Source organism: Shinella kummerowiae (assembly GCF_009827055.1).
Classification (GTDB): Bacteria; Pseudomonadota; Alphaproteobacteria; order Rhizobiales; family Rhizobiaceae; genus Shinella; species Shinella kummerowiae.
In genome coordinates this window covers 578,035-601,550 of sequence record NZ_WUMK01000001.1, presented here as the reverse complement: position 1 = coordinate 601,550, position 23,516 = coordinate 578,035, and the positions used below count along the sequence as shown (strand labels likewise).

Genomic DNA, 23,516 nt, shown 5'->3' with positions numbered 1-23,516 from the left:
TGAGAAAACATCATCAACGCTTACGCTCGCCAGGGGCCAAAATATCGACAGAGCAGCCAAGGATTTGAAGCACCTGCAGGACTTTTCCAATCTGAGCCGTTGGCTTGCCTGCTTCAAGGTCCACAATAAACCGAACGCCGACGCCGGAGACGCCTGCAAGCTCGTCCTGCCGCAGGTTTTGCTCCTTACGTGCGCTTCTGACCAAGACGCCGATATCGGCGGACGTTCTGACTTGCTTTGCCATTATGGATTTCCCGATCGGGAAAATATCGAAACAATGGGCCCCTTGTCGAGCGCAAATTTCCCGGTCGGGAAATTCACCTGAGCGCCGATTGGTGTCAGCTACTTTCGGTCAATTGGGAATGTGTTGTCCGCTGATTGGAAATGATAGCAATTCGTACCCTGTGACAAAGCCTTTGCACACGCATCACACCATCGGATTCCGGTCCAGCTTCCCCCGATAAGCCGGATGCTGGTGCGAGACAATCGCGTCTACAAGAGCGGGCGGTTTCGACCCCGTCAGCAGCAGCATTTTGCCGGCCTTCATTTCCAGGATTTGATCGGCGGTCATGAGTTTCTGGCGCTGCTCGGCGGTTGAGGTCTTGCGGCTCTCCCCGAACTTTGCGGCGGATTGCTTCGTGCGGGTGAGCACTGTCTGATCGCCAAGGGCGTTCGCGGCCCAGTTGGCAGTTTCGAACTCGGCGCGGCCAAGGCCGAAAATGCGGGTGGTGACGCAGGAGCCGAGAATGCTGGCGGTGTCGCCCTTGCCATAGACGCTTTCGATCTGGCCCTTGTCCTGTGTGATGAACAGCGCCTCGATGCCGCAGCCGGCGGCGACGTTGGCTATGTTGATCAGCTTTTCCATCCGGCCGAGACGGACAAACTCGTCCAGCACCAAAAGCACGTTCTTTTTCGGCTTCTTGGCACCCTCCAGGCGCACGGCCATGCCAAGAATGATGTTCGTCAGCAGCCGGAGAAAGACGGCCTGGGCGTCCACCTGATCGAGCGGGACCACCATGAAGAGATCGGCGCGCCCTTCGAACAGGTTTTCGAGCGAGCATGTGGACTTGCCGAGAAAGGCTCGCAATTCATCGGAGCGTGCCCAATCGAATGCCTTCTTGATCGTCGTCTTGATCGCGCCGCGCTCGTTCTCGCCCGCTGCAAGGAAGGTGACAGCGGCGGCGGCTGGGCGGATGCCGAAGGTTTCCGGCTCACTAGCCCATTCCGTCAGTGTCTTTTCAAAGCCGGCGGAAAACAACATGTCCATGACGGTGATCAGGTTGCGATCAGCTTCCGCGCGCCTGGTCATGACCACCTCGATCACAGCGCCGATCATCGATTTCGCCATCTCGGCAAAGTGCGCGCCGTTTCCGCCTTCCGGTCGAACAAGCCCCTCGGCAATGACCTCGATGTCGCGGACCAGGTGCGCTTGCCGGATATAGTCGAGCGGATTGAAACGGTCCTTTGACGGTTCGATGACGCCAAAGGGATTGAGAACCACGACCTGGCGGCCGAGCGACTGCCGATAGCGGCGGGTCACGGCGAAGTTTTCACCCTTGATGTCGAGGACCGCGACCGGCCCGTCATGATCAATGATGGCGGGAATGACGACGGAAACGCCTTTCCCGGCGCGGGTGCCGGCGATGGCGACATGGTGGCCGGCGCGCCATCCGGTCTTCGGGTTGGGGCGGTAGCGCAGCATTGCACCGCCGGAGAGACCGAGCGGTAAGCCCGTGTCGTTGTGCCGGAGCTGGCGCAACTCCTGGCGATTCATCCACCGGGCGCGCCACGGGCCTTGTTTTGAAATTCGGCTTGAGGAAGCGGGGGCGGCAATCGAGATCGCTCGCAGAATGAGGAGCAGCGGCACAGGCAGGCCGATGGCGAGGCTTGTTTGCACGCCAAGCTTTTGCGCCTCGGTGAAGCGATCCCATGTCGAAACCATGCCTCGGATGCTCTCGATTCCAGAATAGCCGGCATTTCGCCAAGCCTTGAAGCTGTCGAGCAGGACGCCTGCCGCAATGGTGGGGTCGGTAAGGGCGAGAGCAGACGCGGCAAGGAGGGCAGCCCCCACAGCTAAGCCCGACGCGCTGCGAATGCGGCCCTGGGTGTCTCCCGCCAAGGTCAGCAGCGCAAACCCGCAAAACATGACCAGGATCGCGGCGCGCGCGTTTTGGTAGATGGGTGGCCAGAACAACGGCGCTGTCTCCATCAGCAGGAAGCCGGCGGCAACGACGGCAATGGAAAGGGCATAGCGATAGGGCTGAATGATCAAATTCATGGATCGAAACTCCGGACGGAAATGAGGATCAGTTGCGGCCGCGACTTGGCCCAGGCGGTCGGGCAGTCACGTCGGCGGCGCGACCGCCTCCAGCATCGCTTCGGCTTGCTCCAGCAGGGCGAATGCTTCCGCCAGCTCGGTCGAGGTCGTGTCGCTGGAAGGATTGCCGGAGGCGAGCCAGGCGTTCATGAAGGTAGCCTGTGACGCGATGAGCGATTTCAGCGATCCTTCCAAAGCCGCTTGCCGGTTTTCGATCATGTCGGTCGAGCGCTTCTCCAGCGCCTCGAATTGCGCGGTCCCGCTGCTCAAGGCGTTCATCAACGTCTCGACGTAGCCCAGTAATTCGCGCTCTAGCGGCGACAGGGTCTCGGGCATCGGTGGTCTGGCGGGTGTGGTCATTGGTCAATCTCCCTGGACGATCTTCAGGCATGGGGTTTTGTCGGTCCCGGCCTGGCAGGTGATCAGCTGAAGGCGGTTGAGGTCCCAGGTCAGGACTTTGCCGTTGCTGGTCTGGTTGATCTGCAAGCCCATTTGCCAGAGGCTGGCGCTCTGGGCTCGGTCGATCATCAGACCCGCCCAAAACCAACTCGCGGTGAAGCTGAGCAGGATCACCAGCAACACGACCGCGCTCATGGTCAGGAAGTACGGCTGCACCATCGACCGGAGCCGGTTCGCGTCCGCCTCGGTCGTCGCCAGTACCTCGCTCAAGTGCTGGCGGTTCGCGTCCGTGAAGCTGCGGATATCGGTCTCGATTGTAGCTTGCGCGCGCTTCAAGGCTTCGCTCCAATCGATCTCGAAGCTCGCCGAGGGCGATGGTGTCGAGCCGGCTTCCGGAACGGCTGGGCTCGCCAGCCGATCTTTCAAGCGCTCGCTCAAGGGTATTCTCTCGGGTCCAGTCTTCACGGAACAGGTCTCCTTTCAAACGCCAGCGCTCGTCCGTCTCGGGGTCGCGCACGGTGATGTAATTTTTGCCGGCGCGCGGTAGGTCGAAACCGGCCGCCGTCAAGGCCTCGGTCATGCTCTCGCGGTCGCGGATTTCGCCGGTCTCGATGCGCTGGACGATCCAGTCATGGATCAGCTCACGCGCATCGCCGCGCCATACGCTCTCGATGAGGCTGACGGTCTCGCGGGCGCGCTCCGGCGCCATTGGGTCATTCCAGCCGTGTTCCTTGTTCAGAACATCGCGCAGGGCGTCGTAGTGCTTCTGGTAGCCGGGTGGCGCGATATTGAGGCTGCGCCCGCTCGCAAGCTCCATGCGTGGCGTCACGAAATGCAGCTCGACGCGGCCCTCGTGGGTATGGCGGACCCAAAGCATATCGTGCTGGTCGGCTTCGAGGCCGGCAAAGGCAAGGCTCTCGAAGGCGTCCATCACCTGCCGTTGCTGGGCATGGCTTGGCGCGTCCTCGGCCGTAAAGGCGATGACGCCGGCGCGATAGGTCCACTGGTGCGGGCAGGCGTCGATCAGCGCGCGCATGCGGTCTGGATCACCGCGCAGCACTTCCGGCAGGGGCTCGCGGGCAAACAGCATGCTCTCGCCGCGCTCGTCGCGGATCGCGTTGCGGTTCTGGTCGTAAGCGACGACGTCGCGCTCGACTAGGTAGTCAACCGGTCCCGATCCGCCGCCCTGGCCGTTGCGGAAGAACTTGATCAGCACAGCGCGCCATCCTTGGCCGTGAACTGCTCAAGGGTTTCCGATAGCGCCCGCTCGATGGCGACCAGGCGCGCGGCGACCGTGATCGCGTCTATGGCGGACAACTGGCCCTGAGCCTGGGCCGTGTTCAGCCATCGGGCGATCTGGTTGAGGTTGCCGCCGATCCGGGCGATGGCGCGCACCAGCTCCGGGTCCACCTTGGGTACCGGACGGCGGCGGCGCGCCTCGGTCAAGCCAAGTGCTTCCCGCATCAGCGTAGCGAAGGGCAGACCGGCCCGCGCCGCGCGTGCGGACAGCGCCTGCTTTTCCGATGCGGTGCAGCGGAAAACCACGACGGCATTGAGTTCGCCTTTGGGTGATCGCCGCGTGCTCTTGGTGGGGTTTGAAGGGGAGGCCTGCCTCCCCTCACAAGGCTCCCTGTCAGAAGGCTCGCCGTATGACAGGGGTCGCCTTGCTCCCTTCAAATCGCCAGCCGTCATGAAACCCTCCGAACTGTCGTCTGCCGGGCGGTTTCATCGGCGATGTGGTCACGGCGGCGGCTGAAGAAAGCGATCCAATCCAGCGCACTCGGGCTCGTCTCGTCCGGCGGCCAATAGCTGGGCAAGGCATAGCCGGGCTTTCCGGTTTTTACCGTCCGCATGCCCAAGGCGTCGATCGAAGGAAAGCCATGACGACGTAGCCAATCGCGCCACTGCTCGACCTGATCCGCCTTGCTCTCGGCCACAAAAACGAGCGGGACGGCTCGCCGCGTCTCGATGCGCGGCGGGGCGTCCTCGCGCGGGTTAGGTTTATATATTTTTTCTTTCTCTAAGTTTGGTGGACATATTTGTCCCCCTTCGCTGGACAGATCTGACCGCCTTTCCGGACGATTTTGACCGCCTTTGTCAGGGTAAAGGGTGACAACTTTGTCCGTCTTTTCGCGGGCGTCCGATGCGCGTAAAATCGATGCCGCTGAGGGACGATATTCCGTGTTGTGCCCGACGCCATTTCCGCGCTGGACCTCGAACCATCCTTTGACCTCAAGTTCACGGACGGCGCGCTGAATGGTCTTGACGCTCTTGCCGGTCGCGTCGGCAATCGTTTGATAGGACGGCCACGCCTTCTCGGTGTGGCCGTTCAAATGCGTGGTGATGATATAGAGCGCCACGGATCGCGCGCTGTCGCTCAAATCCTTGTCGCAACTCAACTGCTGAAGCCATTGCAGCTTCACGTCTCGAAATGGCCGCGCCCCGCTCATGCGCGCCTCCCAGGCCGCAATACGACCGGGAAAGAAGGGCCGGAAACGGCCGGAAAAAGTGGGACGGCGGCGTTGTTAAGCCATTGATTTTTATGAAGCGGTTTTTTCGTCCCACGCGGGGTTAAGCGGCTGATTTTGCTCGAATTCGGCAGGCCCTCCGGGCCCACCATCTACCGCAAGCAATTGAAATTGCTATGGAATTTCAGGATAAATTTTCCGGATTACACACCGGATTACACCTGACTTTACACATCGCGAGCCCATCGAAAGGGTTCGTACATGTATCTTTGGCGCCGTCCATCCGGATTCATCTTTCAGCAGGGCATTCCAACTAGGTTGCGCGGAAAGCTTGGGTCGTCCCCCATTCGAATCGGTCTCGGTTCGATTCCGACGGAGGAAGCGCGTCGTCGTGCGCGTATCTTGGCGGGGGCGATGACCTCGCAGATTGAGGAACCGCACATGACCAGAGAGATTCTTTCCGCCAGCCTCAAGGCTCTTGCCGCCGAGATTGAGGGCATCGCGAAGCGGGACCGCTATCTTCTCTTCATGGCTCCTTCTGCCGCCGAAATTCCTGAGATTGACGGTGATGGTGCCTCAGAGAATGACCGAGGTGTTGCCTATCTCATGCGATCGGAAAGGGCGGCGGCGCTCCAGAAGCGACGGAACCTCAAGGATATGCGGGGGCGGTTGGAGAAGATCGGCGCAGCAATGGCCGAGGACAAGGTGGCGTGGGAGGCCGAGCGTGGGACGTATGAATCCGTGGTGCGGATTCTTGGCTCTCTGGAGCGTTCGGCTGAGCCCGCTGCCGTCGCGGTTACAGTTGCTACTGCCGAACCAGAACAGGAGACCGAAACCGATGTGCGGGCGTTCAAACCGAGCACGCTTCTCAGTGTCGCAGGGCGGGCAATCCTCGACGCTCGCAAGGCGGCGGTGAATCCTGATGACAAGGACGCGACCCGGTACGAGGAGAGACTGGAAACGGCGTTCGCGGCGTTTCTGGAAATCGTCGGCGACAAACCTCTGACATACTACCTGCCGATCCACATGCAGGACTTTGCAACTTTTCTTGCCCGCGTTCCGAAGAACCGTTCGAAGATCGCGATCTTCAAGGGCCTGACGTTGAGGCAGATAGTTGAGAAGAATGCCGCGCTGCCGCTCGATCAGCGCGAGCCCTGCTTGGCGGAGACGACGATCGCGAGCTACCTCTCGGAAGTCAAGAATATCTGGTCTCGAGTTGCTGGCAGTGTTCCAGGATTGAAGGACATGGGAGCATACCGCGTGACCCTGCCGAAGAACACTGCCGCGTCCATCGACCGGGAGCCTATCGCAGTACCTTCGCTGAACATCTGGTTGAAGGATGCAGCAACGCCCAAGCTGATGAAGAAACCGCACAAGGCCTGGTTGCCTCTCGCGGGATTGCTCACAGGCATGCGGCTTGCTGAACTGATCTACTTGCAAGGAAGCGACATCGTCAACGTCGAGGGGAACGAAGTCATCGACCTGACACGCCCGCTACTGATGGGGGGACAGATGATTGACCGTCCGGTCAAGACGAAGACGTCGAAGCGGTATGTCGCAATCCACCCGCTGCTCAACGAGGTCGGTTTTATCGAGTACGCCAAGGGCGTGAAGTCTCCCGACGGCTTCGTGTTCGGCCACTTCCATAGGGCGGACGATCCACCGGATGCAGCGCAGAAGCAGATGTCCAACTGGATGAACGCTCTCGATATCCACGAGACGCAGCGGCAGGTTTTCCATAGTCTTCGGCACAGCGCCAAGGACTGGTTCCGCGATCACGTCGGCGAACGTCTGGCGGACAAGCAATGCGGTCACGCCTTTTCAGGTGTCAGCGCCAACTACGGCGCAAAGCTCCTGAAGCCGAAGGAAGTCCGCAAGATCATGGCAATGCCTGCCCCGGAGGGTGTGGATTTCTCTGCATTTACATTCGGCAGGCGCTGACGTTGTCAATACATCAGCTTGACTCTGTGTAATGTCTCGCCATGGTTGCGTTAAGGGCAACAGGGCGAATCTTATGCAAGACGTGGTGGACAACTCCGAAAAGAAGCCGGAAACGGCCAGAGAAGTGGCCGAAAATGTATTGGCGTGGGCGAAGAAGCACAATCTTTTCGATAAGGTGCCGCTTGATGAAGCTGTTGACGATGTGGGAGGCGATTTTTCTTCCGGTGGCGACGCATTCCGAGCGCAAGCGGTCGAGGAAATCCTTCGGAAGAAGTCGATCAATTTGGTGGGATTCAGCGAGCCAGAGAAGAAAGTGATCATCTTCACGAATGGAAAGCTCAGCAAATCTGATGAGAAGATACTTCCGTTTCACACGTCCGGATTCAGCTTCGACTACATCCAAGGAGGCGTGGCGTATGTTAAGGGGAACCCGCCTCCACCGCAAACCCCGAAACCCTTCACTCTGCGTGGTGGACGATACACCTGTGGTTCATCGATCTATCCTGCTCACTGCGTCGGCGCGGGCACCTTCGGCTTGATTGTTCGTGACCAAAACGGGGTTCTGTACGGCATGACCAACAACCATGTCGCGGGCGCCTGTAACAACGCGATGCCAGGCCTTCCCATTCTGGCACCGGGGCCGCTCGATGCCACTGAGGAGGCTTGCGATCCCTTCACTATAGGGCGGCACCATCGGCTTCTACCGATAAATGACGGGATCCCGGAGAATATTCAGATTGATGTCAACTGGGATGTAAGCATCTTCCGGCTGGCGGAACCTGATAAGGTCACGTCTTTCCAGGGATCGGCATTCGACACGCCCACCCATGTTGCCTCACCTATGCCATCAATGAGAGTCAAGAAAGTGGGCAGGACTACCGGGCTCACTGGTGGAACAATTGTGGCCCAGTCGGCCTCGCCAGTGCCCGTGCAGTACCAAGTCCCTGAATATGGCGTGAGGAAGAATGTATTCTTCGAGACGGTATACGTCGTGGTAGGTGACAATGGCCTGCCGTTCTCCAAAGCGGGCGATTCTGGATCCTTGGTGGTTGCTGACGATGGCCAAGGGAACACCCATGCTGTAGGATTGGTTTTCGCCGGAAATGAACAAAGAGGCTTATCATTCATTTTACCTCTTCCGGAGATCATGCAGAAACTGTCGGTAGAAATCGTATCAGGACACCATGTCTGAGAGTCACAGAAAAGCGATGGCTGCTGCCGTCGCGCTGTCGAAAACTCTATCCCTTCCTAGCGGCAGGGGAACTGTTTTTGCGTGGCATGACAACCACGGTGACCGCTTGATCGTTTCGGCAGATTCAAAGTGGATCTTGGCCCACCGAACAGTTCCTCCGTCTTTCCAAGGTTATCCGGTCGTGATCGAGGAGCCGATGAACGCTGTCTTCCACGCGGTTCGATAACTAATATCCATTGAGCGTGTTGACCAACTCGCGCCGACGATCGAGCATAGAAAAACCGCCATCATAGGGCTCGCAACCCTCCGGCGGTTTTTCACGGGAATGTACTCGAATGTTGAACAACTTCGCTGACATTGTAAAGCCGCTGTTGACGACGGCTTGAGCGCCGGGCTCGGATATTTCCCCTCCGAAGCCGAGCCGAACCATATCTTTCCAAACCAAATTGTTGACAACGCCCCGCGAAGCCTGCGCGGATTCGACTGCAGCGCATTCGGCACGCGTCAGCATCTTGAAAATCTGCATCCCTACAACGGCCGTGACGGCGGCATCCGGAACGGTGTCATCAGCTTCGCGCAGCGCGTCCGCGATGGCCGCGGCAAGCCTTGGCGAGAATGGACTGCCCGTGCTGGCTCCTGTGCGGTTGATGAGGCCGAACGTCTGCTTCGTCAGGACAACCGGGCCGATCTCTATGTCTCCCAGGCAGCTTTCGGGAAATGGCGGTCGATTTCCGATCTGACCGCGATCGGTGCCTGCTATGCCGACCTTGATTATCACGGTGTATCGCGGTGGCGCGGGAAGCTTCCGGCTGATGTGGCCGGGGCTGTTCTCGGTCATCTGGAAGAAGCGATGCTGCCGCATCCTTCCTACATCCTCTCTACGGGCCGGGGGCTTGTCTGCGTCTGGCTGACGGAGCTCTTGCCACGGGCGGCCCTGCCCCGCTGGAATGCCGTCCAGAAGCGCTTAGGGGCGGTCCTGGAGCCGTTCGGGGCAGACAAGAGGGCACAGGATGCCGCTCGCGTTTTCCGCCTCGTTGGCTCGCACAACAGCCGCGCCGATCATGATCGGCGGACGGTTGGCATGGTCTGGTGTCATGGATCGCCTGAAGCACCCACGCGGAATGTCTTCGGGACGCTCGCCGACGAGGTGCTACCTGTCACACACGCCGATCTCATTTCCCTCCGTGCCGAGCGCGCCAAGCGCAAGGCGGAGGGGAAGGACAAGGCAGGCCCGGCAAAATTTTTGTCGGCAGGGACGTACTGGGAAACGGTCCTGACCGACCTTCAGCGCCTTAGGGCATATCGGTGCCCCGAGGGTGCATTGCCGGAAGGCCAGCGAGACACCTGGTTGTTCGTGGCAGCCTCCGCGATTGCATGGATTTCTCCGCCAGAGGTTCTTGGGCGGGAAATCCTTGCCCTCGGACATGAGGCGGCGGGTTGGCGGGACAGCGAGACTAAATCCCGTATGTCCGCCGTCATCAAGCGGGCGCGGCAAGCCGCTGCGGGGCAGACGGTGACATTCCAGGGGCGGGACGTGGATTCCCGCTATCGGATGAAGGCCAACACGATTGTCGAGTGGCTGAGCATCGATCCGACGGAGCAACGAGCGGCGGGGCTTCGGGTGCTGGTGGACGAGGACAGGAAACGGGAGCTGAACACCGAACGGACGAAGGCATCCCGGATTCGTCGTGGGGGGAAGGATCGAGCCGAGCAACAGGCCGCGCGGCTGGAGATGGGGCAGAAGGCCCTCTATCTCCGTGCCTCAGCAGGGATGACCGTTGCGGAACTGGCCGTCCATCTCGGGGTCTCGGTCGGGCAGGTGCACAAGGCCATGCGGCTGGCTGAAGTGCAGTGATTTGTATGGTGTATCGTGCTGGGAGACAAAGCCCCCCAGACCCCATGATAGGTAAACACCATACACCGCGACGAATCGTGAATATGCCGCGTTGCGGCGTGACGACGGCAAAGTTCGGCACCATCGCATCACGCATATTTACGTGATGCTCGTCGTCCCTCCGGACGGCGACCAGGCCCCTGCCAGGTCTCTCGGAAGAGTCCTGCGGAAGCCCCCTCGGAGAGCCGACGACTTGACCGCAGGGAAAGTCTTTAGTCGGTCACTAAAGACTATGGTTTCTGGCTCCGCCGGCACTCACGATTCTTCCACCAGCAGGGAGGGTTGTCATGGCTTACCAGTTCATTCACCTAGAGGCTTTTTCCCGGAAGGGCGATAGCAAGGGTCGCTCCACGTCTTTCGTCCTTGCGGAAGCCAGACGTGATATGGCCGCTTCCGTCCATGTCGCGAATCCTGCTCCGCCTGTTGTCATTTTCGGCATCGGCGTGGACGAGGTGGAACGGCTACACGATTTCGCTGCCGACGCAGCGATGACCACGCCGAAGGGCGGGAAGCCCCGGCGTATTCAAAAGAGCCAGCACACGCTCATGACCGTCGTCGCCTCGCATCCTCATGCGATGGACGAGGTCCGCGCCGATCCGGTGAAGTTACGCGAGGCGGAGGAATGGGAAAAGCGAACGGTGACGTGGCTCCGTTCGAAATACGGGGACCAGCTCATATCCGTCGTCCGGCACGAGGACGAGTCTCACTACCATCTTCACGCCTACCTCGTGCCGGACGATCCCGCCATGCGGGCCAATGCCCTGCATCCGGGGCAGTGCGCGAAGGCCGCTGTGATGGCGGCAGGTCCCGTCGAAGGCGAGGATTCGAAGGCACTGAACAAGCGTGGCGACGCGGCATACAGGCAGGCAATGCGCGAATGGCAGGACGCTTACCACGAGACCGTCGCCATCCCCTCCGGCCTGACGCGCCTCGGTCCGCAGCGTCGGCGTCTGTCGCGGGCGGAATGGCAGGCGGAGCAGACGCAGGCCAAGGCTTTGAAGACGACGATCGAGCGCGCGAGAGAGGTCAAGCGCAAGGGCGAGACCTTCGTTGCAGCAACCAAGGAAGATGTCGCCAGGATCGCGGCGGAGGCGGCTGCGGCCAAGGCGGAAGCGGATCGCCAGCTTGCCGCCGCCAAGGTTGCCACGGAAGCCGCCAAGGCGGCACAAGACAGTGCCGTTGCCGAGCAGCGGAAGGCACGGTCGATGATGTCCCGCGTCCGGCAGGAAGCCGCCCGTGTCCGGGAGGCGACGGCACGGCTCCAGCGCTTTCCGGGCGCACTGCGCAGCCTTTTCGACGGCTTCAAGCGGTCCAAGGTCGCGGCCCGCATCCGCGCTACCGTCGATGCTGAAATGGAAGCGCTCCGTCGGACCGCCGCCGATGCCGCCGAGCGTGCGACCGCTGCCGACACTGGACGGCGGGAGGCCGAAGCGCGGGCGCGGAACCTCCGGCAGAACCTGACTGACACTGGGCGGGAACTGGCAGCGGCCCGGCACGAACTGGCCGCGCTGCGCCCTCTGGAGCCTGAACGTGCACCTGGTGTTCAGCCCCCGCTTTTCGTCGAAGAGACTAAAATCCCCGAAAATCGCAATTCGCACAAAAATTGAGCGCCAGAGAAGGCCATACAGTGGATTCGGCGCTTCCGGATGGGTTTGTACCCGTCAGGATTCGAGGTCGAATCCTTCACCGGGAAGGCACATCAGCGTATCACGGTCCCGCCGAGTGCAGTTCGTCCAGCCATCCATCGAGCCCCGTGAAATAGCCGGACACTCCCTGCATGACCTCATGAATGTTCTCCAGGTCGATCATGTGATCTGGCAGCTTGATCTCCCTTCCAGCTTTGCCCCAGCCATAGCGAAAGCTAACTCCGCTGCGATCGAGGTCGTGGAGTTCCTTGACGATCTTCTCGACCACCTTGGTAGCTTCCTCATCGTCTTCGCCAAATCTTGCGATGATCGCGCGGCACTGCTTCCAAAGCTTCCAAAGGTCGTGGTCTTCTTCAATCCCTTGGAATCCATTTCCACCGAAACGAAGGACGATCCATTTCATTGCCAGTTCGAGACCGTGCCGATAGTTGAACAAGATCGGGTAGATCACGAAGTGTCTGTCGCCCTCGTATCCATCCTGCGTGCACAATTCTATCAATCCGGCTCCGGCTCTCATGTAGCCTTCCCAAAGATGTGCATGTCTATCGATGGGCCACTTGGAGAATTCTACCCCACGGTCCCAGTCCCCCGATCGTCGTAGCAACCGATCGCCTTTCTTGGGCCATCGGTGTTCAAAATTCAGAAGCTCATCGAAACCCCTGGGTCTCTTCTTCATCGGAACATTCACCTCGTATGCCAAGCTGAATCTAGGTGGGGCAGAATAGGCGGTTTCACAGAGCCGACAACGCCCCTTGGGCCACTCCGCTGGGATTCGACGTCGAATCCTTCTCCCGGGACTCGCGGCGCCCGCTTCGCATTTGCGCCGGTCCTCGCCGAACAGCATCCTCATAGGAGGCAATGGTAATGGAGGATCGCGCATGTCGGCAGTCAACGAGCGCATCGAGATGGTCTACCAGTCGGCACACTGGCAGGCACAGGGCGTGCTGATACAAGCCTGCGAGGAATGCTGGTCCGCGGACCAGATCGCTCAGGCTGCGCGGGAGTGGCATCGCACGCGCGAGCTTCTGGCCCTTTCGAAGAGGTGGCGGGAAAAGGTCCGCCCGGCAGGGTTCCGATGAATGAGAAACATCGTCGTCGCCGGACCTGCCTCGATCAGATGCGCCGCGAGCTGGCCGAGCGGCAACGGCAACGTCGTGGCGGAGATCCTGCTGGAAAGATCTTGCTCCAACTTCTTGCTCTCCTATCGGGAGCGTTGGCGATGATGCCGCCGATCCCGATGCCAACATTCTCGCTTCCCTTCCGTCCGGCCCGGCAACCCTCCTCGTCGATCGATGAGGACAGGGGTCCGGCGGCGTACGCGATGGAGCGCGGCCTTGAGCCGCTGAACTATGCCACTAGCCGCATGCGGCCACCACCATCCTTCAGGTGGCTCGTGAAAGACCTCTCGCGCCACCGCAAGGCTGACCAGGCGCGCGAACTTCTGGAAGCGCGGGTGCCGCGTGCCGTCATCGAGTGGCTGCGCGACTCGATCAACACGGGCGACCTGTGGCGGCTCAGGATGGCCGCTCGGCCCGGTGCCTCTGACGACGACGTTATAGCGTCCATGCTGACGGCGGCCCAGATGTGGGAAGCAGAGCGACAGCAGGTCGAACCACCCGAACCGGAAACCCCGGATGATGATCCAGACGACAAGAAAGGACCGAGCCCATGACCGACGAGAGCATCAGCCCCAGCCTCTCCGGCTTCCTCGATCGGGTCGGACTTCCGGCATCCGCTCGTGACCGGGTGATCGCCATCGACCGCGAGCTTGCCCGGGAGCTTGAAAGCGACCACCCCGACACGGACGGATGCGCGTCTCTCGTCCTCGAAGCGGCGGATCTGCTCGCGAATGCCGAAGCACTAGGATTCGACTGGTCGGCATGGGACGACGATGACGACGGCGAATTCGAGGAGGAGATCGACCATGTATAATTTGGTTGTCGGCGTGATCGCGGGCGTGATCTTCGGAGTACTAGCCGTTGCAGGCGCCTGGTATGGAGGTGCGGTCTACGAGCGAGCACGGCTCCGATCCGAGCTTGTCGCCGTCGCTGGACAGCAGCAGCAGATAGCGGCGGCGCTCGATCTCTACGAGACGAACGGCGGTCGCGTGTCGTCGCTCGGCAATGACGGTGCCTCTCTCACCGGACTCCTGGAATCCGGCTTCCTAGAGGCAGTCCCTCCCGGAACATGGCGTGTCCGGCGTGGTGGAGAGCAGATATGGAATCCCCTTCGCATACAGACACCCGAAGCCTGTGCCTCGATGAACGGCCTCGCAGGGCTGCCGGAGATATGTCCGCCCTGCGACAGTGAGACGCTGAAGACTTATCCGGCATGCGAACTGCCGGGGAATGCAGCATGAGGAGGGCTGTCGTCGCTCTTGCCGCCATCGCGGCTCTCTCGAATGGTGCGTCGGCGGGGACGTTTGTTCTCCGATCGACGACGACGGGCGTAATTGCCGCCCCGGTCGTGGTTCCTCCGGAGGAGCCGACGACATCGCTGCCGCCGCAGGTTCCGGCGAGCTTCACATTGTCCATGACTGGGCAGACATCTATGGCAGCAGGAGCGGCGCTCGACCTGGGTCCGGTCGTCTTCGGGGCATCGAGCTCGCTGTCGTATTCATATTCCGGCAGGTTGCCTCTAGGTGCCACCTTCCACACGTCAACGGGGAGGATCGATGGCCGGGCGCTGATCGCGGGGAGCTATACAGTGTGGGTATCCGCGACGGATTCGAGCGGGACGACGGTGACGGCGGAAGTTCTGATCGCTGTCGCCTGACGAACGGAAACGGGGCCGATCGGCCCCGATGTCCACTTTCCATCGCGTTTAAATGGCCCGTACAGCGCTTCTAGGCGTTCGGGTGGTGTCTGTGCCCATCCGATTTCGCGTTGCCGTCTGCTGCCAATCTAGCGGCTCTTTGCGCATCGAACTCGTCCCACAATGCCTTGAATTTTTCGTCCCTCGCCTCCCGTGCCTGATACGCGCGTCTTGTCCGTGCGGCTTCCTCAGCTTCGGCGATAGCCTCTTTTTCTGCAGCGCGGCGCTGTCTCCATTCCTTTGCTTTGTCCCAATACTCCACCCGGAGTTCATGGACTAGCGCGACGTTGCCGACATCAAGATAGTCCCACGCATCGCTCTCCGACAGCGTCGTGATGCCTTCCAGCGTGCCAAGCACAAGGCCCATAGCGCAGCGTACCGATGTCGCGCCGGGAATTTCTTCCGGCTTCTTGTCGCCGTCCAGGACGGCTTCGATACGTTCGCGGACCTGTTGTTCGAATGCCATTCTCTTCCCCTTTCATTTCACAAGTCTGATGGAGGCTCGCCGCGCTTCGATCTCGGCGAGGCGGCAAGCCTCACCCCATGAGGATGCCCATCCCTCCGCAAATGTCACGCCGGTCCCGGCGCGTGTGCCTGTGACGCTGTAGTGCGTTGGTCCGGTACGGCCCGGCTCGCCAATCACCAGCATGTCGTATGTGTCCTCCTCGCCGTCACCGACGACGAGGAGGTTCGTCCATGTGCTGTGAGTATCGTCGGCAACGGTGTCGTCGCGTTCCCAGCCGAGGAGTTCAGGAGCCTGCATCATGCCTCCTCCTCCTTCAGCATTGCCTGGATGCCACTGACAACCTGCTTGCCATTGAGGGTGAACTTCGTCACGTCGTCGGTACCAACGGCAAGAAAACGAGCCGCCCTCTGAATCTCGCTATTCTCATCAAGTAAACATACGAGTTCATCCATCCGGTCGAGGTAGCGATCGTAGGTCGCTTTGAACGCGTTGAACTCGTCAACGATGTGGCGGGCGATGATGCAGTTCGTATTGTGTGACACGAGGGTCTCCTTTTCTGTCTGCCGATCATTCATGACGCTGGCGAGCGTGGCGAATTCCTCGGAAATAATCGAGGAATTTCATATCCTTGAGGCGTGTCCGGTTTGGCTTCGCAACGGTCTTGAATCCTTGCCGAAAAGGATTCGCAGGGCATCGAATCCTTGCAGGGGCAAAGCGAGTCCTTGGTGAAACCTTGGAAAAATATTTCAGGACGGCGGCGAAAAAGTTTCCAGAGCACGAACGCCATGTTGCTGGACGGCCTGAGCCAGTTCCTTCGCGGCGCCGGGGATCCGAGTGCGGCGGACAAGGCGCTGTGCGCCCGACCTCCGCTCCCGGATCAGGACTTCGGCGCGGTAAAAGAGAGTACCGACGGCATCTGCGTGCACGGTTTCGATGACGAGAACATCGATTGCGAGCCCGCGAACCACGGTCGTCGTCGTCTTCATTCGAAATCTCCATAACTCATTGAAAACATGAGCTTAATAGCAAATTTCAGGAGTCGAGCCCAGGACGATCGACAATCATTTCTGGCTTCCCGGAAACAGGGCGTCGAAGTCGTTAACGTGATTCAGGATGGCACGAGGCCAGGAAGGGGTTGACTGTCCCATGGGCCGCCATGCTCGGGAAGAGGCATGCCCCCAAAGGGGCCTGCCGCAGGCCGGAGGCCGTTTCTGAGCGGCCCATGGGATTGTCACCGAAGCGCGGGGCCACGCGACTATGCGTGAGGCCCGGTCGCCGAAGGCGAGCGACACGAGACCAGTGGCTCGTGTCGCAGGGTTGGAGCATCGTCGTGGGGAAGCTGAGGGGAACCCCTGCCGAACAACAGAGATGAGCATATCGGAGCCGTCAGCATAGCGCCGCTGACAGCGGGACGGCGGGAATTCGCGCATGCGGAGACCGGACATCAGGGCAGCCGCCGGAGCGTCAGCATAGCGCCGCCAAGGGCGGGACGCGGGATCGACTGCCCCCGGCGAGGCATTCCAAATTGTTGACACCGTTTCGGGGGCTCTTTACACATCCCAAAACTCGCGATGATACACGTGAAGTCCCTGTGTTGCAGGGGTTCCAGCGTTTCAGGGCTTGCAATGGTTTATGTCCGGTCGTCCCTCCGGGCCCACCAAATCTTCCGCTTCTTTCAGCGACACCAACCGTTGCGATGCCTCGTCCCACAGGACGAGTTTTACGCAGCTCAGGCTTGTTTTGATCGTGATGCGGCCGAGATCCCCCAGTTCGGGATGGTCACGCAGCACCTCCGGCAAACGGTAAAAGGGCACGCGGCTTGAAAGGTGGTGGATGTGGTGCATCCCGATGTTGCCGGTTATCCAGCGCAGGGGACGGGGCAGGTCGTAGTGCGACGCGCCATGCAGGGCTGCGTGCTGGAATGTCCACTCCGGCGGCTTTGACCAGTGCGTATCTTCAAACTGGTGCTGGACATAAAACAGCCAGACGCCGGCCGATCCGGCAAGCAGCACGATCGGCAGGTGGATCAGCAGGAACGGAACCCATCCGACCGCCCATATGAGGAGTGCTGCGAGAGCGACGATCACGGCATTTGTGGCCATCGTCGAAATCCATGGCAACGCGCCGGACTTCATCATGCCGAACGGCAGCCTCTGCTTGAAGAGGAAGAGCCAGGCAGGACCGATACCGAACATGACCAGCGGGTGTCGGTAAAGGCGGTAGCCGAGCCGTCCCCAGCGCGTCAGGGCTGCGTATTCCGTGACGGTGAGCGTCGTGATATCGCCGACGCCCCGTTCATCCAGGTTGCCGGCCGAGGCGTGGTGTTCCGCGTGGGCGCGGCGCCAATAGTCGTAGGGTGTCAGCGTCAGCACGCCGATGACACGACCTGTCCAGTCGTCCAGGCGGCGGCGACCGAAAAAGGAGCCGTGGCCGCAATCATGTTGCAGCATGAAGAGACGGAGAAGAAACCCGGCTGCCGGTAGAACGAGGACCAGGCCGAGCCAGTAGCCAAAGCGTATCGAGGCCCATGCGGCCGCCCAGAGGAGGGCGAAGGACAGAAAGGTCACGGCCAGCTCGAACGTGCTTCGGCCGAGATGGGGTTTGCGGTAGGCGGACAGGATTTTGAGCCAGGGTTTTGCGGGATCGACGCCGTTGGGGGCGATTGCGTTCATCGAGTTCATCGGCGTCTTTCTGACCGGCGGGCCAGCTCGCGGTTGAGGGGTATGCTATCATTTCCGGCGGGAAGGCCCTGGAGATCCTGTCGCCGTGTGGGAATTATGCCTGGCGGGCTTTTCGATTGGCGTAGCGCAGGTCGCGCGCCGCCTTTCGCGCCGCTTCGTCCTCGATCACGCGCGCAATACGGTCTTTTTCGGCGCTCTCGCGCGCTTCCGCCTCGGCCTGTGCGGCAGCCTGTGCCGCGGCCTGCTGCGCAGCCGCCTCGGCTTCGATACGCGCCCGTTCTTCCAGCTTTACCCGTTCGCGCTCAACGCGTCGTGCCTCGCGCGCCGCGGCAATCGATGCGCGCTCCGCCTGGCGCGCCGCCTTGGCCGGCTCGGCGGCGACCTGCGCTTCGCGATAGGCCTTCAGAAGGGCGGCCTTTGCATCGGCAGCGGCCGTGCGGCGATCGGAAAGTTGGTTGTCTCTCGAGTTCTTCACGTTGTCGTCCTGACTATGTTTGGTCTTGGTGTCTCATCGCGGGCGCGCGCGTTTCGTGAGGCCGGCAGACGGTGCCGAAGCGCGTTCGTCGCGTTCCTTCGCAAGGCGCGCCTCGCGAAGCCGCAGGGTCTTTTCCTCTCGCGATTGGGTGAGGGAGGCAAGCTCCTCCACGGCCTTATCCTTCGCGAAGACCTGCGTTTGAATATTGCTGAAGGCAATCTCCGCCTTCTGGCGCGAGATGCTGTATTTTCCCGTCATGCGTGTTCCCGGCGTGAGGCCCGGCGAGCGAGCAGGAAACAAAAAGGCCAGGCGAACCGCCTGGCCTTGCTTGGATCAACGTGCTTTCGGCAGTGCCAGTACATCTGTGGTCAAAGGAAAGCGCCTATCCGTTCAAGCGGCCTGGAGGTTGCAAGCCGACATTTTGCCCGACTTCTTGTCGCGCTCCAGTTCGAAGCTGACCTTCTGGCCTTCGACGAGTTCGCGCATGCCTGCACGCTCGACGGCCGAGATGTGAACGAATGCATCTGCATCGCCGTTGTCAGGCTGAATGAAGCCGAAGCCCTTGGTGGAATTGAACCATTTAACTGTGCCAGTGGTCATGATGAACCCTTTCATAGCAGCATTGAGGAACCGCCACGCCGATGCGCCGCGGATGATGATGACGATTTTGAAAGGAAGGTTCGTTCAGGACGCGGTGCTAATCGCGCAATAACCAAAGCTCAGCAAGCAAATTCGATGCGGGCTTCCTATCGTGCCGGCGCGGATTTGTCCACCATTAGTTTTCTTTTGCCCCGGCGCCGTCCCGGGGAGGGCCTCAGATTTGGGCTTCACGGGTGGTTCGCGCGCGTCGTCCGGTGCCGACGGTTTTGCTACCCTTTGGCCCCGGTCAGCCGCCTGAGGCCTTTCCTTTGAAGGTCATTTTCAGCACGTAGTCGCCGTTCCGCTTCCACTTGCCTTTCGTCCGGACCCGAAGTTCAGGGCCCAAGGCCGCATCAGCCTCGGCAAAGGCTCGTCGGAAAGCGGCAATGGCGTGGTGATATTCGGTGTTGTCGCGCTTCGGCGTTTCGACCGCCAATTTCATGAGGGCCTTCATGCCCTCCTCATCGTCATCCACCGCTGTGATCCCGTGCTGGTCCGGTTCGGCCGGTCATGTCCTGTTCAGCCGCGATCCGTGGACTCTTTCATGGCGGATCGCAAGGTGTCGTTGATCCGATCCTGCCAGCCGGGGCCGTCCGACTGGAAAAACGCCAGCACATCGCTATCGAGCTTCAAGGAGACGAGTTCCTTGGTGTTCGGGATCGCAGGCCGTTCGACCGCAGGAGCGGCAACCTTCTTCGCCGGCTTGAAAAGCGCCTCGGCAGCATCCTTCGGATTGGTCGGTCGTCGCGGTGTCGTTGCCATGATGGCTTCCTTTTCGTTGCTGATTCGTTTGTGCCATCCTTCTGGAGAGGATGTCGAGCGAAGCGTGTCAGATGCCCGTTCCGGAAAGGACGGGCATCTGCACCTCAGCGACGGTGTCGTGGAGAGAAGGGATAATGTCGCGTCCAACGGAACGCGGTCTCGCATTCAGCCGACCGCTGCGCAGGCAGAGGCCTGTCTCACGGCGCGGGCTGAGCAGCGGCGGCCCTTATGCAGCTTCCAGGCTGTGTTGGTCTGCCGCTTTGGTCTCGTTCAGCGTACGCGCAACGATGTCATGATTGAGCCATAGGACGGGGCCCGACGGCGAGGATGACGAGCGGAAGATCAGTCGCCCGGTCGCTTCCACAACGAGCCGGCTGAGGTGGTCGGAGATAAGGACCTTGCCGTCCTTGTGCATCGACGTGATCTCGTTCGACGTGCCGATCGTGATGTCGGACTGGCCCTGGCTGTTGGGCATGGGCCAGGACGAAAAATCGTAGAAGGGCCGCATCACGTCGCTCGTCTGCATGTCGCTGATTTTCTGCAGAACGTCGTCGACCGTGAACGGCTCCGCAAGAAGGTCCTGGCACGCCTGCCACTGCGCTTGCGCCCATTCGCCGCCGCCTTCCTTCTTCAAGGCGAGCAGAAGCGGAATGAGGGGCAGTTCGATGCCGGCGAAGACGTCGGACGAGTTGGTGCGAATTTCGGGGCAGTTGTAGACAGTCGCCTTGATGCCTGCGGCCCAGGCCTCTTCCGCGATGCGCTCGAGGCGCATCTTGGCATAGCCCTGGGTGTAGTTCGTGTAGGTCTGCCAGCGATAATCTTTGCCGACGAGAATGCCCGTCCCGTGGTAGCCATAGGCCGAATAACGGACCTGAGCCCCGGATGCCTCGACGCGCGCGCGGATGCCTGCGCTCAAATCGATGAGATGGCGGAACGTGTTGGCCGAGACCTCGTCGAAATTCTGGAGGATGAGCTTGCCCATATCGCTATCCAGCAGAGTTTGCGACGACATGTGTCGAGCGCCCCGGCCTTTATAGATGCGATTGGCGATCACCAGGAACACCTTGGCCTTCGGGATGCCGCCGGCCATGGTGTGCGCAAAATAGACGTTCTTTCCGTCCTCGATCATGCCGTCGAGAATGGCCATGACCTGCGACAGGGATGCCTTGAAGCGTTCGACGCCGGCTTCCCGGCATCTGTCGATATGGGACCAGTCGAGCTTCTCGTCTTCCCATGTCTCGAGCGTCAAGGCTGCGAGGAGATCGGTGGGAGTGGGTTCACCGGCGGGGGCATCGAGGTCGAAGCCGGCCATGACGGGAACGTTGATAATCCGGCCGCCCAGCTGGGTTTCTGCCGCCAGCAGCTCTTCATCGGTGAGCGGCCGCAGGACGTTGTCATCACCGCGCCGTCCAACCGTGATGCCGATGATGTCCATGCCGGCCTTTTTGGCCTGGTCAAGCAGGCCTGTGGCATAACCGCGACCGAACAGTTCACCGAACAGAACGAAGACATCGCCTTTGCGGAAGATGTTTTCCTGCGGAATCTGCATCAAAGGAATCGGGTTTTCCATAGTGCCAGTTCTCTCGAATCCAGGTCGCAGAGCAACCAAATGAACAATGTGTAAAAACCACTGCACATATCTGACCCGAATAGGAACTGACTTTCGGTATCAAAGTAATTCAAAGCGTGAATGCCGGGAGGGTTTTTGCGCGCCATCGCCCGGGTTCACGGGGCGTAAAACAGGTGTCGCGGCAGCGATTTTGATCCGATAGAACGCGCATTTCCTTGGCGCGGCACCTCGCCGCGCGCGGAAGCCCAGAGGCAATGAAGACCCGGAGATGTCGTTTGGCTTCTAGCCCGCGCGCAGCAGCAGGACCTGCCGCAGGCTCTCGCCATGCGGTCGCGAGAACAGCACCTGGGCGAGCGGTATCACGAAAACCAGGGCGACAAAGGCTGTGACGAACAGCATACCCGGGTGCAGCAGTCTCGATTTCACGGATCACCTCATCTTCGACCGGCCGACATATCGGCCTTGAACCTGACACCGCGCTGAACGCCGGTAGCGGGACACGTTCAGCCGGCTGTCAGCTTGCCTCGGCAGGGAAGGGCCGTGGGAGCGATGCGCGCAGGCGCTTTCGCCCGTTGGAACGTGAAAGGATACCCGATGCGCGAAACAACCGGTCGTGGCGGCCTGTGGCGGCCCGAGTTGGGCAGCATCACCGTCAGCATCCTGACGGCGCTTTACCTGCTGGCCGTGACGAACGGCAGTTTCTGGACGAAAGGCTGGCTCTATCTCGATGGCAGGCTGACGACCTTCGCCTCCATCGCCATCGGCGTCGCCTCGCTCTACATCGCGGTTTGTGTTGCCGTTTCGCTGAAATATGTGATGAAGCCGCTCTTCGTCCTGCTGATCCTGGCAAGCGCGGCGGCCGCCTGGTTCATGGATCGCTACGGCGTGATCATCGATACCGAGATGATTCGCAACGCCGCCGAGACGAACAGTGCCGAGGCCGGTCACATGATCACGCCCGGCTTTGTGCTCCACATGCTGGCCTATGGCGTGCTGCCCTCGGCGCTTCTCGTCTGGGTCAAGATCCGTCACCGCCCGTTTCTGTGGAAGGTGCGCGCCAACCTCACCGTCATCGTGCCGATGATCGTCATCGCGGTCGTCGCGGGGTTTTCGCATGCCCGCGTCTATGCGGCGACCGTGCGCAACCACCGTGACTGGTTCCAGATGCTGAACCCCGTCGTGCCGCTGGCGAACACCGTGAAGTTTGCCGCCCGCCAGTCGGCGGAACGCAATGTGGTGGCCGCGCCGCTGGGGGTCGATGCCCGTGTGGGCGACGCGCCGTTGACCGAGCGCAAGCCGCGGCTGATGATCGTCGTTGCCGGCGAAACGGCGCGGGCCGCCAATTTCTCGCTTGGCGGATATGGTCGGGAGACCAATCCGGAACTGAAGACGAAGGATATCCGCTATTTCAGCGATACGACGAGCTGCGGCACGGCGACCGCCGTCTCGCTGCCCTGCATGTTCTCCGTCTATCCGCGCACCGAATACACCCATCGCAAGGGGCTGGAGACCGAGACCCTGCTCGACGTGCTCTCCCATGCCGGCATCGACGTGGAATGGTGGGACAACAATACCGGCAGCAAGAAGATTGCCGCTCGTGTCAAGGAACGCTCCGTCATCGAGGGCGGCAACCCGCAATATTGCAAGGGCGGCGAATGCCAGGACCAGGTGCTGCTCGACGATCTGGACGCCTGGATCGGCTCGGTCAAAAAGGACACCGTGCTGGTGCTACACCAGATCGGCAGCCACGGGCCGGCCTATTCCGAGCGTTATCCCGACGCTTTCCGCCGTTTCACGCCGGACTGCCGGAGTGCGGAATTCTCCGAGTGCACGCTCGAGGAAATCGTCAACGCCTATGACAACACGATCGTTTACACCGACCATATCCTCGCCGGCGTGATCGATCGGCTCACGGCGCAACAGGACCGTCTCGACGTGTCGATGCTCTATATGTCCGACCACGGCGAATCGCTCGGTGAATTCGGTCTCTACCTGCACGCTGCGCCCTATATGATCGCGCCCGACGTGCAGACCCATGTCCCGTTCGTGCTGTGGCTCGGCAAGGATGCCAAGGCGGCCTATTCCGGCACCTGCCTCGATGCGGAAACGACGGAACCGCAATCGCATGACAACCTGTTCCATACCGTGCTCGGCATGATGCGGGTGGAGACCAAAGTACGCGACCCGGCGCTGGATCTCGTGTCCAGATGCCGGCTTGGCGGAGTGTCCTGAGCGGGAGGGGTGGTGGCAAC

30 protein-coding genes are annotated in these 23,516 nt (G+C 60.7%); 11 read left to right on the top strand and 19 right to left on the bottom strand.

Features of this window, described 5'->3' with window-relative positions; translation table 11 throughout:
- Positions 1–13: 13 nt before the first annotated feature.
- The 4 genes from GR138_RS02785 to GR138_RS30485 all read right to left on the bottom strand — a co-directional run bounded on the left by GR138_RS02785 (position 14) and on the right by GR138_RS30485 (position 3,154).
- Positions 14–244, bottom strand: a complete 231-nt coding sequence (locus tag GR138_RS02785; RefSeq protein ID WP_160857077.1) for a type II toxin-antitoxin system Y4mF family antitoxin — start codon at positions 242–244, stop codon at positions 14–16.
- Between the two features lie 183 nt (positions 245–427).
- A complete protein-coding gene (locus GR138_RS02780) occupies positions 428–2,278 on the bottom strand; it encodes a type IV secretory system conjugative DNA transfer family protein (RefSeq protein WP_160857076.1) in 1,851 nt (616 codons plus the stop codon).
- A 66-nt stretch (positions 2,279–2,344) separates the two neighbouring features.
- Positions 2,345–2,677 (bottom strand): hypothetical protein, encoded by a 333-nt coding sequence (locus GR138_RS30490; RefSeq protein WP_246200302.1) that lies wholly within the window; start codon positions 2,675–2,677, stop codon positions 2,345–2,347.
- Positions 2,678–2,680: 3 nt separating this feature from the next.
- Positions 2,681–3,154, bottom strand: a complete 474-nt coding sequence (locus GR138_RS30485) for a hypothetical protein (RefSeq protein WP_246200301.1) — start codon at positions 3,152–3,154, stop codon at positions 2,681–2,683.
- Between the two features lie 193 nt (positions 3,155–3,347).
- Here GR138_RS30485 and GR138_RS30935 point away from each other — a divergent pair, with 193 nt between their 5' ends.
- Positions 3,348–3,875 carry a hypothetical protein gene (locus GR138_RS30935; protein WP_420853604.1) on the top strand — a complete coding sequence of 176 codons (528 nt, stop codon included), beginning with the start codon at positions 3,348–3,350 and terminating at the stop codon, positions 3,873–3,875.
- Between the two features lie 50 nt (positions 3,876–3,925).
- Here GR138_RS30935 and GR138_RS30475 read toward each other — a convergent pair whose 3' ends face one another.
- Both GR138_RS30475 and GR138_RS02765 read right to left on the bottom strand, forming a co-directional pair.
- The gene (locus tag GR138_RS30475) at positions 3,926–4,408 is read right to left on the bottom strand and encodes a MobC family plasmid mobilization relaxosome protein (RefSeq protein ID WP_246200257.1); all 483 of its coding nucleotides are present in this window, start codon (positions 4,406–4,408) and stop codon (positions 3,926–3,928) included.
- Positions 4,405–5,166, bottom strand: coding sequence for a helix-turn-helix domain-containing protein (locus GR138_RS02765; RefSeq protein ID WP_160857074.1), 762 nt, complete (start codon positions 5,164–5,166; stop codon positions 4,405–4,407). Before GR138_RS02765 ends, GR138_RS30475 begins: the two co-directional genes overlap by 4 nt.
- 459 nt (positions 5,167–5,625) lie before the next feature.
- Between GR138_RS02765 and GR138_RS02760 the strand changes: the two genes are divergently transcribed.
- From GR138_RS02760 to GR138_RS02745, 4 genes are all read left to right on the top strand, one after another.
- The gene (locus GR138_RS02760) at positions 5,626–7,125 is read left to right on the top strand and encodes a site-specific integrase (RefSeq protein WP_160857073.1); all 1,500 of its coding nucleotides are present in this window, start codon (positions 5,626–5,628) and stop codon (positions 7,123–7,125) included.
- Positions 7,126–7,198: 73 nt separating this feature from the next.
- Positions 7,199–8,317 (top strand): Nal1-like putative serine protease, encoded by a 1,119-nt coding sequence (locus GR138_RS02755; RefSeq protein ID WP_160857072.1) that lies wholly within the window; start codon positions 7,199–7,201, stop codon positions 8,315–8,317.
- Between the two features lie 382 nt (positions 8,318–8,699).
- Positions 8,700–10,172 carry a hypothetical protein gene (locus GR138_RS02750; protein ID WP_160857071.1) on the top strand — a complete coding sequence of 491 codons (1,473 nt, stop codon included), beginning with the start codon at positions 8,700–8,702 and terminating at the stop codon, positions 10,170–10,172.
- A gap of 422 nt (positions 10,173–10,594) precedes the next feature.
- The gene (locus GR138_RS02745; protein ID WP_160857070.1) at positions 10,595–11,818 is read left to right on the top strand and encodes a plasmid recombination protein; all 1,224 of its coding nucleotides are present in this window, start codon (positions 10,595–10,597) and stop codon (positions 11,816–11,818) included.
- A gap of 100 nt (positions 11,819–11,918) precedes the next feature.
- Here GR138_RS02745 and GR138_RS02740 read toward each other — a convergent pair whose 3' ends face one another.
- Positions 11,919–12,374 carry a hypothetical protein gene (locus GR138_RS02740; RefSeq protein WP_160857069.1) on the bottom strand — a complete coding sequence of 152 codons (456 nt, stop codon included), beginning with the start codon at positions 12,372–12,374 and terminating at the stop codon, positions 11,919–11,921.
- A gap of 361 nt (positions 12,375–12,735) precedes the next feature.
- On the opposite strand from GR138_RS02740, the gene GR138_RS02735 reads away from it, so the two are divergent.
- The 5 genes from GR138_RS02735 to GR138_RS02715 are packed head-to-tail and all read left to right on the top strand — an operon-like array spanning position 12,736 to position 14,632.
- Entirely contained in the window at positions 12,736–12,936 is a 201-nt protein-coding gene (locus GR138_RS02735; RefSeq protein ID WP_160857068.1) for a hypothetical protein, read from the top strand.
- Entirely contained in the window at positions 12,933–13,529 is a 597-nt protein-coding gene (locus GR138_RS02730; protein ID WP_160857067.1) for a hypothetical protein, read from the top strand. Before GR138_RS02735 ends, GR138_RS02730 begins: the two co-directional genes overlap by 4 nt.
- Positions 13,526–13,789 (top strand): hypothetical protein, encoded by a 264-nt coding sequence (locus tag GR138_RS02725; RefSeq protein WP_160857066.1) that lies wholly within the window; start codon positions 13,526–13,528, stop codon positions 13,787–13,789. The genes GR138_RS02730 and GR138_RS02725 overlap by 4 nt, the downstream gene beginning before the upstream one ends.
- Positions 13,782–14,216 (top strand): hypothetical protein, encoded by a 435-nt coding sequence (locus GR138_RS02720; RefSeq protein WP_160857065.1) that lies wholly within the window; start codon positions 13,782–13,784, stop codon positions 14,214–14,216. Before GR138_RS02725 ends, GR138_RS02720 begins: the two co-directional genes overlap by 8 nt.
- The gene (locus GR138_RS02715; protein WP_160857064.1) at positions 14,213–14,632 is read left to right on the top strand and encodes a putative Ig domain-containing protein; all 420 of its coding nucleotides are present in this window, start codon (positions 14,213–14,215) and stop codon (positions 14,630–14,632) included. Before GR138_RS02720 ends, GR138_RS02715 begins: the two co-directional genes overlap by 4 nt.
- Positions 14,633–14,702: 70 nt before the next feature.
- On the opposite strand, the gene GR138_RS02710 is transcribed toward GR138_RS02715, so the two are convergent.
- From GR138_RS02710 to GR138_RS02655, 12 genes are all read right to left on the bottom strand, one after another.
- Positions 14,703–15,137 carry a hypothetical protein gene (locus GR138_RS02710; protein ID WP_160857063.1) on the bottom strand — a complete coding sequence of 145 codons (435 nt, stop codon included), beginning with the start codon at positions 15,135–15,137 and terminating at the stop codon, positions 14,703–14,705.
- Between the two features lie 12 nt (positions 15,138–15,149).
- Positions 15,150–15,437 (bottom strand): hypothetical protein, encoded by a 288-nt coding sequence (locus GR138_RS02705; RefSeq protein WP_160857062.1) that lies wholly within the window; start codon positions 15,435–15,437, stop codon positions 15,150–15,152.
- Positions 15,434–15,679, bottom strand: coding sequence for a hypothetical protein (locus tag GR138_RS02700; protein ID WP_160857061.1), 246 nt, complete (start codon positions 15,677–15,679; stop codon positions 15,434–15,436). Before GR138_RS02700 ends, GR138_RS02705 begins: the two co-directional genes overlap by 4 nt.
- A 204-nt stretch (positions 15,680–15,883) precedes the next feature.
- Positions 15,884–16,123: a hypothetical protein gene (locus GR138_RS02695; protein ID WP_160857060.1), complete on the bottom strand. Its 240-nt coding sequence runs from the start codon at positions 16,121–16,123 to the stop codon at positions 15,884–15,886.
- Between the two features lie 627 nt (positions 16,124–16,750).
- A complete protein-coding gene (locus tag GR138_RS02690; RefSeq protein ID WP_160857059.1) occupies positions 16,751–17,818 on the bottom strand; it encodes a fatty acid desaturase in 1,068 nt (355 codons plus the stop codon).
- A 94-nt stretch (positions 17,819–17,912) separates the two neighbouring features.
- Positions 17,913–18,293 (bottom strand): DUF6481 family protein, encoded by a 381-nt coding sequence (locus GR138_RS02685; RefSeq protein ID WP_160857058.1) that lies wholly within the window; start codon positions 18,291–18,293, stop codon positions 17,913–17,915.
- A 33-nt stretch (positions 18,294–18,326) separates the two neighbouring features.
- Positions 18,327–18,551 carry a hypothetical protein gene (locus tag GR138_RS02680; RefSeq protein WP_160857057.1) on the bottom strand — a complete coding sequence of 75 codons (225 nt, stop codon included), beginning with the start codon at positions 18,549–18,551 and terminating at the stop codon, positions 18,327–18,329.
- A gap of 132 nt (positions 18,552–18,683) precedes the next feature.
- The gene (locus tag GR138_RS02675) at positions 18,684–18,893 is read right to left on the bottom strand and encodes a cold-shock protein (protein ID WP_069058179.1); all 210 of its coding nucleotides are present in this window, start codon (positions 18,891–18,893) and stop codon (positions 18,684–18,686) included.
- 286 nt (positions 18,894–19,179) lie between these two features.
- Complete coding sequence (locus GR138_RS02670) at positions 19,180–19,386, bottom strand: hypothetical protein (RefSeq protein ID WP_160857056.1); 207 nt, start codon at positions 19,384–19,386, stop codon at positions 19,180–19,182.
- Positions 19,387–19,451: 65 nt separating this feature from the next.
- Entirely contained in the window at positions 19,452–19,694 is a 243-nt protein-coding gene (locus GR138_RS02665) for a BrnA antitoxin family protein (protein WP_160857055.1), read from the bottom strand.
- A 226-nt stretch (positions 19,695–19,920) separates the two neighbouring features.
- Positions 19,921–21,264 carry an enoyl ACP reductase FabMG family protein gene (locus tag GR138_RS02660; protein ID WP_160857054.1) on the bottom strand — a complete coding sequence of 448 codons (1,344 nt, stop codon included), beginning with the start codon at positions 21,262–21,264 and terminating at the stop codon, positions 19,921–19,923.
- Positions 21,265–21,546: 282 nt separating this feature from the next.
- Positions 21,547–21,690, bottom strand: coding sequence for a hypothetical protein (locus GR138_RS02655; RefSeq protein WP_160857053.1), 144 nt, complete (start codon positions 21,688–21,690; stop codon positions 21,547–21,549).
- Between the two features lie 168 nt (positions 21,691–21,858).
- Between GR138_RS02655 and GR138_RS02650 the strand changes: the two genes are divergently transcribed.
- The gene (locus GR138_RS02650; RefSeq protein ID WP_160857052.1) at positions 21,859–23,496 is read left to right on the top strand and encodes a phosphoethanolamine transferase; all 1,638 of its coding nucleotides are present in this window, start codon (positions 21,859–21,861) and stop codon (positions 23,494–23,496) included.
- Positions 23,497–23,516: the final 20 nt, after the last annotated feature.